This window comes from Azospirillum sp. INR13, from assembly GCF_015390205.1.
Classification (GTDB): Bacteria; Pseudomonadota; Alphaproteobacteria; order Azospirillales; family Azospirillaceae; genus Azospirillum.
In genome coordinates this window covers 95,877-114,697 of sequence record NZ_VUOI01000010.1, presented here as the reverse complement: position 1 = coordinate 114,697, position 18,821 = coordinate 95,877, and the positions used below count along the sequence as shown (strand labels likewise).

At 67.4% G+C, this 18,821-nt stretch carries 12 protein-coding genes; 10 read left to right on the top strand and 2 right to left on the bottom strand.

All coding sequences use genetic code 11. The features are described from left to right. Nucleotides 1–97: 97 nt before the first annotated feature. Nucleotides 98–1,651 (top strand): ABC transporter substrate-binding protein, encoded by a 1,554-nt coding sequence (locus F1643_RS10585; protein ID WP_194913066.1) that lies wholly within the window; start codon nt 98–100, stop codon nt 1,649–1,651. Between the two features lie 88 nt (nt 1,652–1,739). On the opposite strand, the gene F1643_RS10580 is transcribed toward F1643_RS10585, so the two are convergent. Beyond that, nucleotides 1,740–2,378 carry a hypothetical protein gene (locus tag F1643_RS10580; protein WP_194913064.1) on the bottom strand — a complete coding sequence of 213 codons (639 nt, stop codon included), beginning with the start codon at nt 2,376–2,378 and terminating at the stop codon, nt 1,740–1,742. A gap of 171 nt (nt 2,379–2,549) precedes the next feature. After that, the gene (locus tag F1643_RS10575) at nt 2,550–4,463 is read right to left on the bottom strand and encodes a hybrid sensor histidine kinase/response regulator (RefSeq protein ID WP_194913062.1); all 1,914 of its coding nucleotides are present in this window, start codon (nt 4,461–4,463) and stop codon (nt 2,550–2,552) included. A 275-nt stretch (nt 4,464–4,738) separates the two neighbouring features. Between F1643_RS10575 and F1643_RS10570 the strand changes: the two genes are divergently transcribed. From F1643_RS10570 to fdhF, 9 genes are all read left to right on the top strand, one after another. Further along, on the top strand, nt 4,739–7,882 hold the full coding sequence (locus F1643_RS10570; RefSeq protein ID WP_194913061.1) for a response regulator: 3,144 nt from the start codon (nt 4,739–4,741) through the stop codon (nt 7,880–7,882). Between the two features lie 498 nt (nt 7,883–8,380). Beyond that, on the top strand, nt 8,381–9,487 hold the full coding sequence (locus F1643_RS10565) for an HD domain-containing protein (protein WP_194913059.1): 1,107 nt from the start codon (nt 8,381–8,383) through the stop codon (nt 9,485–9,487). Between the two features lie 23 nt (nt 9,488–9,510). Next, entirely contained in the window at nt 9,511–10,542 is a 1,032-nt protein-coding gene (locus F1643_RS10560; protein ID WP_194913058.1) for a hypothetical protein, read from the top strand. A gap of 375 nt (nt 10,543–10,917) precedes the next feature. Beyond that, complete coding sequence (locus tag F1643_RS10555; RefSeq protein WP_194913057.1) at nt 10,918–11,613, top strand: hypothetical protein; 696 nt, start codon at nt 10,918–10,920, stop codon at nt 11,611–11,613. 178 nt (nt 11,614–11,791) lie between these two features. Then, the gene (locus tag F1643_RS10550; protein ID WP_194913055.1) at nt 11,792–12,697 is read left to right on the top strand and encodes an SMP-30/gluconolactonase/LRE family protein; all 906 of its coding nucleotides are present in this window, start codon (nt 11,792–11,794) and stop codon (nt 12,695–12,697) included. A gap of 2 nt (nt 12,698–12,699) precedes the next feature. Continuing rightward, nucleotides 12,700–13,650 (top strand): LysR family transcriptional regulator, encoded by a 951-nt coding sequence (locus F1643_RS10545; protein ID WP_194913053.1) that lies wholly within the window; start codon nt 12,700–12,702, stop codon nt 13,648–13,650. A 182-nt stretch (nt 13,651–13,832) separates the two neighbouring features. Continuing rightward, entirely contained in the window at nt 13,833–14,363 is a 531-nt protein-coding gene (locus tag F1643_RS10540) for a formate dehydrogenase subunit gamma (RefSeq protein WP_194913051.1), read from the top strand. Then, on the top strand, nt 14,360–15,940 hold the full coding sequence (locus F1643_RS10535; RefSeq protein WP_194913049.1) for an NADH-quinone oxidoreductase subunit NuoF: 1,581 nt from the start codon (nt 14,360–14,362) through the stop codon (nt 15,938–15,940). Before F1643_RS10540 ends, F1643_RS10535 begins: the two co-directional genes overlap by 4 nt. Before the next feature lie 24 nt (nt 15,941–15,964). Continuing rightward, nucleotides 15,965–18,820, top strand: a complete 2,856-nt coding sequence (gene fdhF / locus F1643_RS10530; protein WP_194913048.1) for a formate dehydrogenase subunit alpha — start codon at nt 15,965–15,967, stop codon at nt 18,818–18,820. Nucleotide 18,821 lies beyond the last annotated feature (1 nt).

Genomic DNA, 18,821 nt, shown 5'->3' with positions numbered 1-18,821 from the left:
TTTCGAGTGCGAAAGCCTCTGGCGGTCGTCCAGGGTGACCGCCTGCCCTGCCCCATGGTAAGGATTGCCGGCAAGACTACGACGCGACGGATCAGCGATGCCGGCTGTACAGAGACGACATTTCCTTGGCGCGTTCGGGGGCTTTCTCGGAGCCGCCGCGCTGTCCGGCGCGGTGCCGCGGCCGGCGCTGGCTGCCGCAGGCACCCTGCGGATCGGGCTGAAGTCCCTGCCGGCGGCGCTCAATCCGCTGACCGTCAGTGACCTGGTCGCGCGGCAGATCCTGGGCTCGATGTATGAAAGCCTGACCAGCGTCGATACGCAGGGCCGCATCCTGCCGGGTCTCGCCACCGCCTGGGAAGCCTCGGAGGACGCGCGGCGTTGGCGGCTGACGATCCGCGACGGCGTGACCTTCCACACCGGACGCCCCTTCACCGCCGCCGCCGTCAAGCGCAGTTTCGAGGCGGCTCTGGCAGGTGACGGCGCCAACTTCGCATTGCTGGCCCTGTCCAAGGTCCGCGGCTTTCGGGAATTGCGCGCAAAGACGACCGCCGAGCTGTCGGGCGTCACCGTGATCGACGACCGGACGCTGGAGGTGATCTGCGACGAACCCAACGCCGTCTTCCCCTTCGCCCGCATCCACATCGTCGATGTCGAGGCGGCCGAGCAGGCCGGTCCCGACTGGTTTCGCACCATGTCGGCGGGCACGGGCCCCTACCGGCTGGCCCGCTCGACCGAGGGCATCCGCATCGATGTGGAGGCCAATCCCGGCTGGCGCGGCGGTGCGGTGCCGTTCGAGCGGGTGTCCTTCCTCGCCACCGGCATCGGCAATGACGGCATCACGCTGTTCAACGACAGTCAGGTCGATTTCACCTTCGTCGACACCGATGCGTTGCGCGGGGTGATGGACGATCCCGGCTTCAAAAGGTCGCTGTCCAACGTGCAGCGGATGCAGATGCGGGTGGTGGCGCTCGATCCGCGCCGGGTGAAGGCCTTTGCCGATCTGCGGGTGCGCCGGGCGATGTCGCTGCTGATCGACCGCAACGCGATGGCGGAGCGCTTCTTCCGCGGCGTGGCTGCCGTCCATAACGGCGTCGTCCCGCCGGCCCTGCTGTCGAACGAAAGACTGGAGCCGCTGGCCTACGATCCGACCTTGGCGGCACGCCTGCTGGAAGAGGCGGGTTATCCGGCTGGGCGCGGCATCGATCCTTTCACCGTCACCGTCGTGCCGGAATACCGGCGCGAGTTCGTCTATTACGTGTCGCAATGGAACAATGCCGGTATCCCGGCGAAGCTGGTCACCGCCCCGCGGCAGGAGTTCATCGCCCGCTCCCGCCGGCGCGACTACGACTCCTTCCTGTTCGGCTGGACCGCCACCTACCCCGATCCGATGAATTTCCTGGACGAGCTGTTCAACAGCCGCAGCCGCTTCAATCCCGTCGGCTGGTCCAATGCGGAGTTCGACGGCTTGGTCGAACGCGCGATGGCCATCGCGGACCCCGAGCGCCGCGCGGAGGTCTACAAGGACGCCGAGTGCCTGGTGATGAAGGATCTGCCGGTGATCCCGCTGGTGGTGCCGGATTACGTGGCGCTGCGCGGCAACGTGCTGAGCGAGAATTTCATCACGCCGTTCGGCGGCCTCAACTTCGGCTGAACCGGCATAGGGCAGGGTGACGCGGGCAAGAAAAAAGCCCCTGTCCGGCTGACGGACAGGGGCTTTTCGCTGAAGCCGCCGGGTGGTGTCAGGCGTCCTGCGACCGCGCTTCGCGCAGGCAGTCGGCGCTCTTCGCCTCCCGGAGGCAATCCGCCGCCTTCGCTTCGCGCAGACAGTCGGCGCTCTTGGCCTCGCGCAGACAGTCAGCGGCTTTCGCTTCACGCAGGCAGTCGGCGCTCTTGGCCTCGCGCAGGCAGTCGGCGCTCTTGGCCTCGCGCAGGCAGTCGGCAGCCTTCGCTTCGCGGAGGCAGTCAGCGGCCTTCGCCTCACGAAGGCAATCCGCCACCTTCGCTTCGCGCAGGCAGTCCGCGGTGGCGAACAGGCGGGCGCTGTCGGCGCGGGCGGCGGCCATGCGGTCGGCAGCGACGGCGACGCCGTTGTGGTGGAGGTATTCGCCATACACCGCCTCGCAGAAGCGGAAGTAGGCGCGGGTGTCGGCGACGATGAACTCGTGCCACAAATCGTCGCAAGCGGCGGACTGCGGAACGATGTCGCGGTCCGGATGCTCGGCGCAGGCCAGCAGGAAGGCCTTCAACTGGTGCAGCGCGATCTCGGACGTGGCGCGGGTCATGCCTGCGGCGACCGCCCGGTCAACCACATAGCCGAAGTCGAAACCGGCGATGATGTCCTGGGCACGCGTGATGTCGGTCGTGGTGGCGCCGCGCATGGGATCCTCCGAGGTTGCTTGTTTCCGGCCCGTGACGCGGGTTGCAGGACTGGTTCCGGGCATGGCGTCAATGTTGTGCCACAGCACAGCCGGATATGTGAGATTATTTTTAGTCCTAAGCGTCCGGCGCCCGGCCGATGACTTCTGCCGAGCAGGGGATCGACCAGGGTATTATGCGGGGCGGGAGGTATCGGCGGCGACGGACAGGGCCGGCCGCGAGGCGGTCATCGCCTCCACCAGCGTCGACAGGCGGTCGGGCATGATCGGCTTGGCGGCCACGATCACGCCCATCTCCGCCGCCCGGCTGGTCACCGCCCCGTCGAGCCGGCCGGAGATCAGCACCGCCGGAATGCGCAGGCCCAGCCGCTTCCATACCTCGGCGATGAAATCCAGGCCGTTCTCGGTGGCGGACAGGTGATAGTCGGCGATCACCGCATCGGGACGGACGGTTCCGTCCTCCACCGCCCGCAGGCCCTGCGCGACGGTGGAGGCGCCGACGACGCGATGCCCGGCACTGGTCAGGAACATGGAGATGGCGGACAGCACGAAACTATCGTCGTCGATCACCAGGATTGCGATCTCCCCCTCCTTCGCCGGTGCGTCCGCCAGCGTCGCCATCGTGGCCGCAGGGGCAGGGGCAGGGGCAGGGGCAGGGGCAGGGGCCACCGGTTCCAGCGCAACGGCCTCCACCGCAACGGCCTCCACCGGGGCCAGCGGAATGGTGACGGAGAAGACCGATCCCTTGCCCAGCGTCGAGCGCACCTTCACCGGGTGGTTCAGCACCGTCGCCAGCCGCTTGACGATCGACAGCCCAAGGCCGATGCCGTTGTCGCGGTTGCGCTCCGGGTTGCCGATCTGGTGGAACTCCTCGAAGATGGCGTCCAGCCGGTCTTCGGGGATGCCGATGCCGGTGTCCCGCACCTCGACGATCAGGGTCCCGCCGGATTCCAGACAGGCGACCTGCACCTGCCCGCTGGCCGTGTAGCGGATCGCGTTGTCGATCAGATTGCCCAGCAGGCGCAGCAGCAGGATGCGGTCGGTCACCACCGGTGCGCGGTGTTGCGGCACGGCGAAGGCCAGCCCCTTGTTGCGCGCCACCGGGCCGTACTGCGAGTCCAGCGCGTCGAACAGGTCGGCGACCTCATGCACGGCCTTGTTCGCCGCGACGCCGCCGGCATCCAGACGCGACACCTCCAGCAGCTCGTCCAGCAGCTGTTTCAGGGTCATGACGACCTGTTCGATCTTGCGCGCCGATTCCGCCACCTTCGGGGTGGGGGCGGTGGCGCGCAGCATCGCGGTCAGCATCAGCAGCGATTGGGCCGGCTGGCGCAGGTCGTGGCTGGCGGCGGCCATGAACTTGGCCTTCGAAGCCACCGCCTGCTCGGCCCGTTCCTTGGCGACGCGCAGGTCGATGGCGTTCTGCCGGAAGGTGGCGAGCGCCTTTGCCATGCGGCCGATCTCGTCGTCGCGGTGGCGCACCGGCACGTCCACCGACACGTCGCCGGCGGCCAGATCGGCCATGGCGCGGGTCATGCCGGCGATGGGCAGGGTCATGCCGCGGGTCGCCCACACCACCCCCAGGACCACCAGGAGAAGGGTGACGGCGCCGACTCCGCTCAGCACCAGCACATGGTGGCGGATGGCCGCGTCGGTCGGGCCGGTGTCCAGCCGGACCAGCAGCGTGCCGATGCTGCGGACGGCGCCGGTCCGGTCCAGGTGGGTCAGCGGCACGGCGGCGGCGGTGGCGGCGGCCTCGCTGACGATGGCCGCGCCGGGCTTGCGGAAGGTGGCGAAGCGTTCGCCATGGGTGCCCAGGATCACCGCCTCGGCGAAGCTGTCGATCGAGCGCAGCGGCATCAGCGCCGTCACCGCCTCTTCGGGATCGAGGTCCCACAGCGCGTTCGCCACGTCGTCCAGCACGATCCTGGTCGCCATCTCGGCACGGATGGCCAGCTCGGCCCGGGTGTTGCGCACGTCGGCCTGGATCAGCACCACCATGGGCACGGCGATCAGCACCGACACCAGCAGCACCGCCGATGCCGTCGTCCGGGCGACCAGGCTCCGTGAAAAAACCTTGAACAGCATGCCGAAGCCTACGAAGACACGACGACCACGAACAATTCGCGCGGGTCATCCTAACCGAATCGGCGGCCGAACACGACAGCCGCGTGGTGCCGATCCTGCCGCCTGCATCGATAGGGGAGCGGTTCGGCCGCTTTCGGCGGCAGGACTATATAAAAAGCCCATATGACTGTTTCGAATCGCTTCTTTTTCTTGTTTGATTGCCTGTGTAAAAGTTCGCCCCGGATTTCGGACCCCGGAATTGGGGTGGGATCGGGATTGCCGCTGGGGGGCGGAGCATGGGAACCGGCATCATCATCGCCCTTGCGCACGGTGTCGGGCTGCTGGCCCTGGTCCTGCTCGCCTACCGCTATGTGCTGCGGCGGTTCGGGGCGCGGCGCCTGCCCTTCGCCCTGGCGTCCGGCCTGCTGTTCGGCGTGGCCGCCGCCATCTCCATGCTCGACGCCTACCCGGTCGAGGGCGGGGTGCTGGTCGACCTGCGCAACGTGATGATCGGGCTGGCCGGGCTGTTCGGCGGCTGGCCGGCCGCCCTGCTGTCCGCCCTTGCTGCCGGCGGGGTGCGGCTGTGGCTGGGCGGCATGGGCTCGCTGACCGGCTTGGCCGGCCTCCTGCTGACCGCGCTGGCGGCGCCGCTGCTGGCCCGTCCGATGGAGCGGTGGGCCGCCGGCGCAGCCAACCGAGGGGAAGGGAAGGGCGCCTACGGCTTCGGCCTGCTGGCCCTGTTCGGCCTCGCCATCACCCCGCTGACCCTGCTGGCCTTCATGCTGCTGCCCGACCTGCGGCTCGCCCTGCGGGTGCTGGAGGAGGCGGCGCTGCCGCTGACCGCCTTCACCGCGCTCGGCATCGGCCTGCTCGGCACCATGCTGGCGCGCGAGCACCGGCGCGTCGACGACGAGAACGCCCTGGCCGAGAACGCCGCCCTCTTCCGCGCCGTGTTCGACAGCTCCGCCGACAGCCTTGCGATCATCCGCGTCGGCGAAAACGGCCGTTTCACCCTGCACAGCGCCAACGCCGCCGCCCAGCGCGCGATGGGTGACCGCGCCGCCGACGCGGCCGGCAAACCGCTGGACAGCCTGCTGCCGCCCGATCTGGCGGCCAAGGCGATGGCCGACCTGCAATCCTGCATCGACGCCGGCGCCCCCACCCGCTTCGAGGAGCAGCACACCCACGACGGCGTCACCCGCTGGTGGGAGGTGTCGCAGGTGCCGATCCGCGACGAGAGCGGCGCCATCGTCATGCTGTCGGTCGGCGCCCGCGACATCACCCGCCGGCACGAGGCCGAACGCGCGATCCGCGCCAGCGAGGCGCGCTACCGCCTGCTGGCGCGCGGCGTCACCGACATCATCGGCCGCATCGGTCTGGACGGCGTGCGGCATTTCTGTTCGGAGGCGACGCGCGACAGCCTGGGCTGCGCGCCCTCCGAGCTGATCGGCCGCCCGCTGGTGGAGCGGGTGCACCCCGACGACCGCGATGCCCTGTCAACCGGTCTGGCCCGGCTGACCCCCGACCGCCCGACCCTGAAGACCACCTACCGCCTGCGCCATGCCGATGGCCGTTGGGTGTGGATCGAGGCGGCGGTGCGGCTGGTCACCGACGACTGGGGCGCCCCGCAGGATTACGTCAGCGTCGAGCGCGACGTCACCGCCCGCAAGATCATGGAGGCGGAGCTTCAGGACGCCCGCCAGGCCGCGGAGTCCGCCAGCCGCAGCAAGACCGAGTTCCTGGCGAGCCTGAGCCACGAGCTGCGCACCCCGATGAACGCCGTCATCGGCTTCGCCGACCTGATCGCGCGGGAGTCGGAGGGGCCGGTCGGCACCGCCCATTACCGCGACTTCGCCGTCAACATCCGCGACAGCGGCCAGCACCTGCTGGAGCTTATCAACGAGATCCTCGACCATGTGCGGGCGGAGGCCGGGCAGCTGGTGCTGGACGACGAGCCGGTCGATCTCGACGCCGCCGCCACCTTCGCCATCCGCCTGCTGACCCCGCGCGCGGCCCGCGCCGGCATCGTCCTCTCGGCGACGGTGGACCCCGCCGCCCGCTTCCTGCGCGGCGACGAGCGGCGCATCCGTCAGATCCTGCTGAACCTGCTGTCCAACGCCGTCAAATACACGCCCTCCGGCGGCGCCGTTACGCTGACCGCCGGCCCTGCTCCTGACGGCGGCCTGCTGCTGGAGGTGCGCGACACCGGCATCGGCATTCCCGAACAGGATCTGGGCCGCGTCCTGCAGGCCTACACCCGCGTCGAGAGCCCGGCCAACCGCCAGACCGAGGGCGCCGGCCTGGGCCTGCCGCTGACCCGCCGGCTGGTGGAGCTGCATGGCGGCACCATGACGCTGTCGAGCCGGGTGGGGCAGGGCACCACCGTCACCCTGCATTTCCCGCCCGACCGTCTGGCCGACGAGAGCGGCGGCACCGCCCGCCCGCCATCGGACCGGCCCAGCCTGTCGATCCTGATGGTGGAGGACGACCACAACATCCTGGAGCACGGCTGCGCCCTGCTGCGCAGTTGGGGCCACCGGGTGATCGGCGCGTCCGGCGCCGGCGAGGCCCTGGTGGTGCTGCGCGGGGACGAGCCGCTGGACCTGCTGTTCAGCGACATCGTAATGCCGCCGGGCATGAACGGGGCGGAGCTGGCGCGCGAGGCGCGTCGCCTGCGCCCCGACCTGCCGGTTCTGCTGGCCTCGGGCTTCGCCGCCCATGCGGTGGTGGCCGACGACGTGGCGCTGGGCGGCTACGACCTGATCGCCAAGCCCTACGACCCGCTGGAGCTGCGCGACCGTCTGGCCCGCCTGCACCCGCTGGCCCCGTCCTCACCTCTGGCCCCGCCGCAGCCGTCCCCCGAGCCGCCCGCCCCGCCGGTCGCGGAAGCCCCGCCGCCGCCGCCGCCCATCGCCGAGGCCGTGCCCGAGGCCATGCCCGCCCCTGCCGCCGAGCCTCCAGTCCCGCCGCCCGCCCCGCAGCCTGCGTCAATGCCCGGCCCCGCGGCATCGGCGCCGGGCTCCCTGCGCATCCTGGTGGCGGAGGATGTGGAGATGAACCGCCTGCTGGCCGTCACCCTGCTGAAGCAGGCCGGCCACAGCGTCGCGGCGGTGGAGGACGGGGCGCAGGCGGTTGCGGCGGCAGCGGCGGCAGGGGCGGTGGATGGGCGCGAGCCGTTCGACGCGATCCTGATGGACGTGAACATGCCGGTGATGGACGGCCTGGAGGCGACGCGCGCCATCCGCGCCATGCCCGGCCCGGCCGGCCGCGTCGCCATCGTTGCGCTGACCGCCAACACCTTCCCCGACGACATCGCCCGCTGCTACGAGGCCGGCATGGACTGCCATGTGCCCAAGCCCATCGACCGCGTGCTGCTGCTGACCGAGATCGCCCGCTGCGTCGCCTCGCGGCGGGCGGTGGAGGCGATGGGGGAGGGGTAGGGGGGAGGGGCGGTCCGAACCTCTGCGGAATATTGGAAAATTGGCGATTGGCGAACTGCGGGTAAAGTCTGCTTTGCGCCAGGAGCGGAGGTTCGCTGCGGCGACGACGAACGGCCGGTTTGGAGCCGGAAGCGGCACGTCAGCCGCCGGCGAAACAACTAGCCGAAACGGCTATCAAGCAGAGCGACTTGTCCTTGCATATGACGTATGGACAGCGGCTTCACGCCTTGATGCAAAGCATGATAGAATCGGGTAGCGTAGAGGCCGGCATCCTGATCGCCGGAGAGGATGGAGACATGGCCACTCTGAAATATGCGAAGTAGTTGTGTCTCATGGATCGAAACTGACATCGGTTGCCCAGGGTATGCGGAATGAGAGGATTGAAAGAGGACTGTATCTCAGGGCGGCTAAGCTTTGCGGGGCTTCAGCCGGTGCAGACGGATAATGTTATCAGGATTCTTGCGCACGGCTTCTTTATTCACCCCAATGAACGCCGATATGAGTTCACTTGAGGAAGACGTGCTAGCATCGAACGAAACTTATCCTGTGGAGGTTCCCGGTTTGGAACTGAATTCGGCCAAGGAAGGGGAGAGCAACTTGTTAGCAGCAACGACGGCTCTCACTAACCGCGGTGCGGATTTCATGGATGCCGTCCGGTTGGCCGCACCCCTTATCCTGTCGGATTCTTTCCGGAGACTGAGGCGGATTACCTTCCTCGGGATTTTGTCGCCTGCGTATTCGAACGTGGACTATCACCCGATAAGGTTCACGACCACGCGAAGCGATCGCAGCCGAAACCATCATAGCCTCCGGGTAGCCCTGCTTGCCGGAAAGATGTCGGAATATTTGGGCTTTTCACCCGAGACGACACGCTACGCGCTCGCTTGGGGTCTCCTGCATGACATCGCGACTTGGCCGCTTTCACACACGGGAGAAGCTGCGTTTTCCGACGCGACCGAAACATCTGCGCAGACACTTCGTCGGATGATGATCGTTGGTGACAGTAGGCTACATCATTCCTTGTGCGCATACCATGCAGTCAAGGAGATGAAGCTTGATGTCGACCTACTTCTTGGCCTGTTCGACCGAAAAGCGGATCTCGACGGTGAGGCGTCCGACCTTCATAAACTTCTCCACTCTGCGCTGACCCCAGACACGCTGGAGGGAATGCACAGAAGTGGACGCACGTTCGATCTGGACGTTCCTCAACCGTTCGAATTCGTCGACGCTATGGAGCGAGACCTAGTTTCGGGACTTCGCCTCAAGCGGACTCATTCCGCGCTAGCGATCCGGTTTTGGCGCATGAAAAGCAGAATATACTCGTGCTACATCAACAAGGAAGAGACCGTCGCCTTCGAATCCTCGTGGTCGGCAGCCATCCGCGACCACTACCGGAACATCGATCTTTCTGAATCACTGTATGCGAATGAGAGCGACATCCTGCGCAATGTCGCAAGCAGATATCTTCGGCCGGTCAACGAGGTCGTGCGCTATAAGGCCCCACTGATTTACCAAGTAGCATTTAGATATCGGAATGCGAAGAAGCTGAAGAGTTCGATTCCGGTTGATGCCTTGTCCGACGTCTTTACTAAGGCTAGATCTTAGCATTCATGCGATAAGGGGTAGGAATGTTGCACGAAAAAATCGAGAAGTGCGTCAGAGAGCGCACACTTGAAGTTCTAAAAAGGGCGGAAGAGTATTCAAATACGGTTGCAGACAAAGCTTCCGCATTCGTGAACGACTACGTGACTGACAAGATGGGCGGAACGGAAGACATCTGTTTTGCCGCGACGGGTTCGGTCGGTCGCCGTGAAGCACTTGAGGCTTCCGACCTCGACCTCCTGCCGATAGCCAGAAACGATGCAGCCCTCGAAAAATGGCGCCCGCACGACAAGGATCTACGTGCGGCGCTGGCAGGTGCTTTGAAAATCAAGGTGTCCAAAGGAGACGACCTCACGGCACCCTGCTCGCTTCCCGGTCTGACGAGTCCTCAAAAGATCGGTGGAGACGAGGACTGCAGCGCAGAATTGACGAAACGTGTCCTGCTCATCACCGAAAGCGTAAGCGTGGGCGGTGGGATGCCCATCGCCGATGTTCGCACGGCTCTGCTGGATGCATATGGAAACGAAGACCGCACGAGCGGACGCCACATCCTGTCATTGTGCAACGATGTGGCGCGCTACTACAAGACGCTTTGCGTAGAGTACATTCCACGCGTGATGGACCCCGAGAAGGATTGGGGCACGCGGAACATCAAGTTACGACACAGCCGGAAGTTCTGGTACTTCTCCACTATCATGTCGATGGTGACGATTGCAGACGACCACCCCAAGGGCGATGCGGCCTTCAAGCAGGCACTCTTGGAAGCTTTCGCGAAATCGCCAGCCAACCGTCTTGCCGACGCTATTATCGGCACCCATCGGCTTGGGCTGGGACGGTTGCTTGAAGCGTACGGGAACTTCCTTGAGTTCATGTCGTGCGAGGACAACCGCCGAGCGCTGGCCGAGGTGAAACACGAGACCCGATATACAATGACACCGGGCAATCCGTTCCTTCCAATGAAACTCAACTCCGATCTCATGCACGCGGAGATCATGTCGATCTTCGAAGAGCTCGGGGGCAGCGCGAGGTCGCGGATTGTCGGGTGGTTTATGCTGTAGGATAAATTCCCGGGGTGACCCCATGCCAGATCCTACCTCTTCCGCTGACTTTCAAAAACTGAAGCACGCTACCGGGGTTTTGAGAAGCGTCATGGGGCGAGATCAACATTCCGGAGCGAAGGAGTTCTCAGAGCCGGCGACGAGTGACCTCCATCGGAGCCGGAACCTCTGCTTCTGAGTGCAGGCAAACTTTGGCCGAGCGTCCGGGGTGGGGACGTAAAGCGGACGTTGCTGAAAGGGCAGTTGAGGGGCCGCTCCGGGTCAGAAGCCGCCGCCTCACGTGCCCCACCCCCCATTTTCACAAAACTCCCCCAACCCCGGACCAAATTCCTATACCCTCTCCGCCCAGGTCCCACCCCTTCGCGGAGCCCCACCATGCCCCTCGACAGCCGTACCCTCCAGAACGACCGTTTCCCCCGCTGGGCCGAAGAGCCGCCGGTGCCGTCCGAAGGCTCGCTGGTCCCCGGTTCGCAGTTCCATGACGAGCAGTGGATCATGGCCGCCGGCATGCTGGCGCGCGGCAACAGCTTCCTTCAGGTCTCCCGCGCCATGGGGTGCAGCCGCACCACGCTCTGGCGGGCCTATTACGGCTCCAAGGATTTTCGTCACAGGGTGTGGTGGGAGCGGCAGGCGCTGAACCGCGAGGCCGAGCTGCGCCTGTCCTCGCTGCGCATCCTGGTGGCCGAGCAGATCGAGCGGCTGGTCACCTCCGGCGACCCCACCACCGTCCGCTGGATGGCCGAACGGCTCGGCATGTTCGACGGCCTCGACCGCCCGGCGTCCAGGCGGCAAGCCGCCGACCAAGCCGAGCCGCCCGCTCCCCGGCCCGCCCCCCGGCCAGAGGATCCGCCCGCCGTCACGATCCCCGAACTGGACGACGACATCCCCGGCGACCTGCGCGAGCGGATGGCGCCCGATCCGGCCATGGTCGCCGCCATCCTGGCCCGTCCGGAGGGAAAAGGTCCGAAGGGCGTCTTCCCCTGGACCGTCAACGAGTACGAGCATTACCCCAACCTCAACCCCGGCCCGGTCAGCCGCCGCGCCGCCGGTCCCTTCTCCCATCCCCTCTGACCGCTCCGCCGGCCGATGCGACATCCGCCGGATCCTGTTCCACGCCGTTCCACCTCCCGATGAGGCCGCCGATACCCCCACCCTGACCGGCCCCGCCGGACTGTCCGACCGGCAGGCTTGATCGCGCCGCCGATCTGTCCGACCCTGCGTGTCCGTTCGCAGACCCGAGGATCACGCGATGACCGCCGGCCCCGCCTTCACCCCAGGCTTCACCTGTGTGCTCGACGCCCATGCCAAGCTGGGGGAGGGGCCGGTCTGGTCGGTGGACGAGCAGGCGCTCTATTGGGTCGACATCAAGGGCCGGGCGCTGAACCGCTTCGATCCGGCCACCGGGACCAATCTTGCGATGGCTCTGTCGGAGGAGATCGGCTGCGTCGCCCCGCGCAAGGGCGGCGGCTTCATCGCCGGCCTGCGCTCCGGCCTATGGCAGCTGGACGGGGAGGGGAGACCGGTCTCCTGCCTTGCCGCCAATCCGGAGGACCAGGGCGCCAGCCGCTTCAACGACGGCAAGACCGATCCCGCCGGCCGCTATCTGGCCGGCACGCTGGACGAGCCCAAGGCCGGCGGCAAGGCGCATCTCTACCGCTACGACCGGCGCGGGCTGGCGGTGCTGGCCGGCGGGCTGCTGACCTCCAACGGTCTGGCCTTCAGCCCGGACGGACGGACCCTGTACCATTCCGACACCCCGACCTTCACCGTCTACCGCTACCGCTACGATCCCGCCACCGGCGCCGTCTCCGACCGCGAGGTGTTCGTCCGGCTGGAGCCGAAGGACGGCGACCGCGGCCGGCCGGACGGGGCGGCGGTGGATGCGCAGGGGTGCTATTGGTCGGCGCTGTACGAGGGCGGGCGGGTCGCGCGCTTTTCCCCCGCCGGCGAATTGCTGTCGGAGCATCCGGTGCCGGCGCGCTGCCCGACCATGGTGGCCTTCGGCGGTCCCGACCTGCGCACCCTCTACGTCACCAGCGCCAGCGCCGGCCGCCCCGCCGACGAGCTGGAGCGCCTGCCGCAGTCCGGCGGCCTATTCGCCATGACGGTCGATGTGCCGGGCCTGCCGGTCCCGCCCTTCGACCCGGAAGCCTGAGCATGTTCCGGAAGTTCGTCTATCTGCTGGCCCTGGCGCGCGAGAAGCATTTCGGCCGCGCGGCGGAAAGCTGCCATGTCTCGCAGCCGACCCTCTCCAACGCCATCCGCCAGTTGGAGGAGGAGCTTCAGGTCCCCATCGTCGAGCGCGGCCAGAAGTTCGAAGGCTTCACGCCGGAAGGTTTGACGGTGCTGGAATACGCCCGCCGCATCGTCGGCGAGCGCGACAACCTGCGCCACGAGCTGCTGGCCTTGGCCCAGGGCGTCACCGGCCATCTGCGGGTCGGCGCCATCCCCTCGGCCCTGCCGGTGGTTCCCCATGTGCTGACGCCCTTCACCACCCGCTTCCCGCACATCCGCTCCAGTGTCGTCTCGCTCAGTTCGCGCGAGATCCAGCGCGGTCTCGACGAATTCGAACTCGACGCTGCCATCACCTATCTCGACAACGAACCGCTGAACAACGTCCGCACCCTGCCGCTCTACACCGAGCGCTACCACCTGCTGGCCCACCGCCACGACTTGTCCGACGAGCTGATCGCCGAGGGGGCGGTCGCCTGGGAGACGGCCGCCGACCTGCGGCTCTGCCTGCTGACCCCGGACATGCAGAACCGCCGCATCGCCGACACCGCCTTCCGCATGACCGGGCGGACGGTGCAGCCGGCGATGGAGACCAACTCCATCGTCACCCTCTACACCATCGTCCGCGCCGGCAGCTGCGCCAGCATCGTCCCCGGCCAGCTGCTGACCTTCGTGCCGCCGCACCCGGACATCGTCGCCCTTCCGCTGGTCGATCCGGAGCTGAGCCACGTCGTCGGCCTCGCCTATGCCGACCGTGACCCGCCGCCGCCGCTGGCCAAGGCACTGGCGGTGGCGGCCTCCGACGCCGACATCGCCCAGCGCGTGGCGATCAGCGTCGCCGAGGCCATGATCCCCTGGCGGGTAGCGATCCGCTGACGGGGCGCTCTTGATAGCCAAAAGCTATCAGCCCATCGGAAAATACAATTTGCTGGCATACCGTATCCTCCGCCACTCTGACGGTGCCGGGCGCTGAGAGACGCCCCGAAAAAGCCAACAGAGCCAAGCCAGAACGACGCCGACCCCAAGTGCGGCGCGGACGATCGCAAGGAGGGACACCCGTGAACGCAAGCCATCCGTGGAGCGCCGAGCGCGCCATGACGATTGTCGAAAGCAATCGGCATTTGCGCGGCGCCCTGCTGCCGATCCTCCACGCGCTTCAGGAAGAGTTCGGCTATATCGACGAACAGGCCATCCCCCTCCTGGCGACGGAGCTGAACCTCTCGCGCGCCGACGTGCATGGCGTCGTCTCCTTCTACCACGAATTCCGCCGCGAAAAGCCCGGCCGCCACATCGTCAAGGTCTGTCGGGCCGAGGCCTGCCAGTCGATGGGCGCCAACGCCCTGGTCGACCACATCAAGAAGCGGCTGCAGGTCGATTTCCACGGCACCACCGCCGACGGCTCCTTCACGCTGGAACCGGTCTTCTGCCTCGGCAACTGCGCCCTCTCCCCCGCCGTCATGATCGACGAGAACCTGCACGGCCGGGTCTCGCCCGACCGCTTCGACGAGCTGGCGGCCGAGACGCGGGCCAACCCGCAGGCCCACCAGCAGATCCCCCGCGCCCTCAGCCATGAGGGTCACGCGCAATGAGCGGCCATCTGATCACCGTCTTCGTCCCGCGCGACTCCGCCGCCCTGTCCGTCGGCGCCGACGCCGTGGCCGCCGCCATCCGGGCCGAGGCCGCCAAGCGCGACCTGCCGCTGCGCATCGTCCGCAACGGCTCGCGCGGCATGCTCTACCTGGAACCGCTGGTCGAGGTGGAAACCGCGCAAGGCCGCGTCGCCTACGGCCCGGTCACCCCCGCCGACGTGCCCGCCCTGTTCGACGCCGGCTTCCTGACCGGCGGGGAGCATGCGCTGGGCCACGGCCTGACCGAGGAAATCCCCTATTTCAAGAAGCAGGAGCGGCTGACCTTCGCCCGCTGCGGCATCATCGACCCGCTGTCGGTCGAGGACTACCGCGCCCATGGCGGCTTCCGCGGCCTCGAAAACGCGCTGGCGATGTCCCAGGCGGAGATCGTCAAGGTCGTGACCGACAGCGGCCTGCGCGGCCGCGGCGGCGCCGGCTTCCCGACCGGCATCAAGTGGAACACGGTGATGCAGGCCAAGGCGGACGAGAAGTTCGTCTGCTGCAACGCCGACGAGGGCGACAGCGGCACCTTCGCCGACCGCATGATCATCGAGGGCGACCCCTTCTGCCTGATCGAAGGCATGACCATCGCCGCCATCGCGGTGGGCGCCACCTCCGGCTACGTCTACATGCGCTCGGAATACCCGCACGCCACGGCCACCCTGCGCCACGCCATCAAGCTGGCCTATGACGAGGGCTGGCTCGGCGACAACATCCACGGCACCAACCGCACCTTCCACCTCGACGTCCGCGTCGGCGCCGGCGCCTACATCTGCGGCGAGGAGACCGCGATGCTGGAAAGCCTGGAGGGCAAGCGCGGCATGGTCCGCGCCAAGCCGCCGCTGCCGGCGTTGGAAGGCCTGTTCGGCAAGCCGACGGTGGTCAACAACGTGCTGTCGCTCTGCTCGGTGCCGATCATCCTCGACAAGGGCGGCGAGTATTACCGCGACTTCGGCGTCGGCCGGTCGCGCGGCACGCTGCCCTTCCAGCTCGCCGGCAACATCAGGAACGGCGGCATCGTCGAGAAGGCCTTCGGCATCACCCTGCACGAGCTGCTGTACGACTTCGGCGGCGGCACCATCACCGGCCGGCCGATCCGCACGGTGCAGGTCGGCGGTCCGCTCGGCGCCTATCTGCCGCCCTCGCAGTTCGACCTGCCGAAGGATTACGAGGCCTTCGCCGCGCAGGAGGCGATGGTCGGCCATGGCGGCATCGTCGTCTTCGACGACAGCGTCGACATGGCCCAGCAGGCCCGCTTCGCCATGGAGTTCTGCGTCGCCGAGTCCTGCGGCAAGTGCACCCCCTGCCGCATCGGCTCCACCCGCGGGATGGAGACGCTGGACAAGATCATCGCCGGCAAGAACGTCGACGCGAACCTCGAACTGCTCGCCGACCTCTGCGACGTGATGGTGGACGGCTCGCTCTGCGCCATGGGCGGCATGACGCCCTATCCGGTGCGCAGCGCGGTGAAGCACTTCCCGGAAGACTTCCGCAAGAAGCAGCACGCCGTCCGCGTCACCCACATCGCCGCCGAATAACGAGCGACCCCAGGAGCACCCGAGATGACCCTCATCCACGAGACCGACTACGGCACCCCGGCCCGCGTCTCCGAGACCCTGGTGACGCTGGAGATCGACGGCCGCAGCATCACCGTTCCCGACGGCACGTCCGTGATGCGCGCCGCGATGGACGCCGGCATCACCGTGCCCAAGCTCTGCGCCACCGACAGCCTGGAACCCTTCGGCTCCTGCCGCCTCTGCGCGGTCGAGATCGAGGGTCGCCGGGGCACCCCGGCCTCCTGCACCACCCCCGTCGCCCCCGGCATGAAGGTCCACACCCAGACCGACAAGCTGGCGAAGCTGCGCCGCGGCGTCATGGAGCTGTACATCTCCGACCATCCGCTCGACTGCCTGACCTGCGCCGCCAACGGCGATTGCGAGTTGCAGGACATGGCGGGCGCGGTCGGCTTGCGCAACGTGCGGTACGGTTTCGACGGCGAAAACCATCGCGCCGCCGCCAAGGACGAGAGCAACCCGTACTTCACCTTCGACGCCTCCAAGTGCATCGTCTGCTCGCGCTGCGTCCGCGCCTGCCAGGAGACCCAGGGCACCTTCGCGCTGACCATCGACGGCCGCGGCTTCGCCTCGTCGGTGTCGCCGGGCGCCAAGGAAAGCTTCATGGACAGCGAGTGCGTGTCCTGCGGCGCCTGCGTCCAGGCCTGCCCGACCGCGACGCTGACCGAGAAGTCGATCATCGAGCACGGCCAGCCGGAACACAGCGTCATCACCACCTGCGCCTATTGCGGCGTCGGCTGTTCCTTCAAGGCCGAGTTGCAGGGCACCACGGTGGTCCGCATGACGCCGTGGAAGAATGGCGGCGCCAACGAGGGCCATAGCTGCGTCAAGGGCCGCTTCGCCTGGGGCTATGCCACCCACAAGGACCGCATCATGAAGCCCATGGTGCGCGAGCGGATCACCGACCCGTGGCGCGAGGTCTCGTGGGAGGAGGCGATCGCCTACGCCGCCGAGCGGCTGAAGGCGGTGCAGGCCAAGTACGGCCGGGGCTCCATCGGCGGCATCACCTCGTCGCGCTGCACCAACGAGGAGGTCTATGTCGTCCAGAAGATGATCCGGGCGGCCTTCGGCACCAACAACATCGACACCTGCGCCCGCGTCTGTCATTCGCCGACCGGCTACGGCCTGTCGCAGACCTTCGGCACCTCGGCCGGCACCCAGGATTTCAAGAGCGTCGACAAGTCCGACGTCATCCTGGTCATCGGTGCCAACCCGACCGACGGCCACCCGGTGTTCGGCTCGCGCATGAAGAAGCGGCTGCGCGCCGGCGCCAAGCTGATCGTCATCGACCCGCGCCGCATCGATCTGGTGCGCAGCCCGCATGTCCAGGCCGAATACCATCTCCAGCTCCAGCCCGGCACCAACGTCGCCGTGGTGAATGCCATCGCCCACACCATCGTCACCGAGGGGCTGGTCGACCGCTCCTTCGTCGAGGGGCGCTGCGACCCTGCGGCGTTCGCGAAGTGGGAGGCGTTCATCGCCGAGCACCGCAACTCGCCGGAATATCTGGAATCGCGCACCGGCGTCCCGGCCGATCAGGTGCGCGCCGCCGCCCGGCTCTACGCCACCGGCGGCAACGCCGCGATCTACTACGGCCTGGGCGTGACCGAGCACAGCCAGGGCTCCAGCACGGTGATGGCGATCGCCAACCTCGCGATGGCGACCGGCAACATCGGCCGCGAGGGCGTCGGCGTGAACCCGCTGCGCGGCCAGAACAACGTGCAGGGCTCCTGCGACATGGGCTCCTTCCCGCACGAGCTGCCGGGCTATCGCCATGTGTCGGACGATCTCGTCCGCCAGGAGTTCGAGGCCGCCTGGGGCGTCACGCTGGATCCGGAGCCGGGACTGCGCATCCCCAACATGTTCGACAGCGCGCATGACGGCAGCTTCCGCGGCCTGTTCGTGCAGGGCGAGGACATCGTCCAGTCCGATCCCAACACCACCCACGTCACCTCGGCGCTGGAATCGCTGGACGTCGTCATCGTCCAGGATCTGTTCCTGAACGAGACGGCGGCCTTCGCCCACGTCTTCTTCCCCGGCACCTCCTTCCTGGAGAAGGACGGCACCTTCACCAACGCCGAGCGCCGCATCAACCGCGTCCGCAAGGCGATGCCGTCGAAGGTAGGCCGGGACGAGCATTGGGTCGCCTGCGCGCTGGCGACGGCGATGGGCTACCCGATGCATTACGAGACCACGTCGGAGATCATGGACGAGATCGCCCGGCTGACCCCGACCTTCCGTGGCGTCAGCTTCGAGAAACTCGACCGCGTCGGCAGCGTCCAATGGCCCTGCACCGGGTTCGAGGACGACGACACCGGCATGGCGATCATGCATGGCGAGAGCTTCGCCCGCGGTCTCGGCCGCTTCGTGATCACCGAATATGTGCCGACCGATGAGCGGACCACGCGGATGTATCCGCTGGTGCTGACCACCGGCCGCATCCTCGCCCACTACAATGTCGGTGCCCAGACCCGCCGCACCGCCAACGTGGCTTGGCATCCGGAGGATGTGCTGGAGATCAACGCGGTGGATGCCGAGATTCGCGGCGTCAAGGACGGCGACATGGTGTCGCTCGCCAGCCGCATGGGGGCCACGACGCTGCGGGCCGTCATCTCCGACCGCATGCCGGCCGGCGTCGTCTACACCACCTTCCACCACCCGGTGACCGGCGCCAACGTCATCACCACCGAGAATTCGGACTGGGCGACCAATTGCCCCGAATACAAGGTGACGGCGGTGCAGGTCGCCCGCAGCAACCAGCCGTCGGACTGGCAGGTCGACTACGCGAAGAACGACGTCGAGCGCAAGCGCATCGCCGCCGCCAACGTCCTCGCCGCCGAATAAC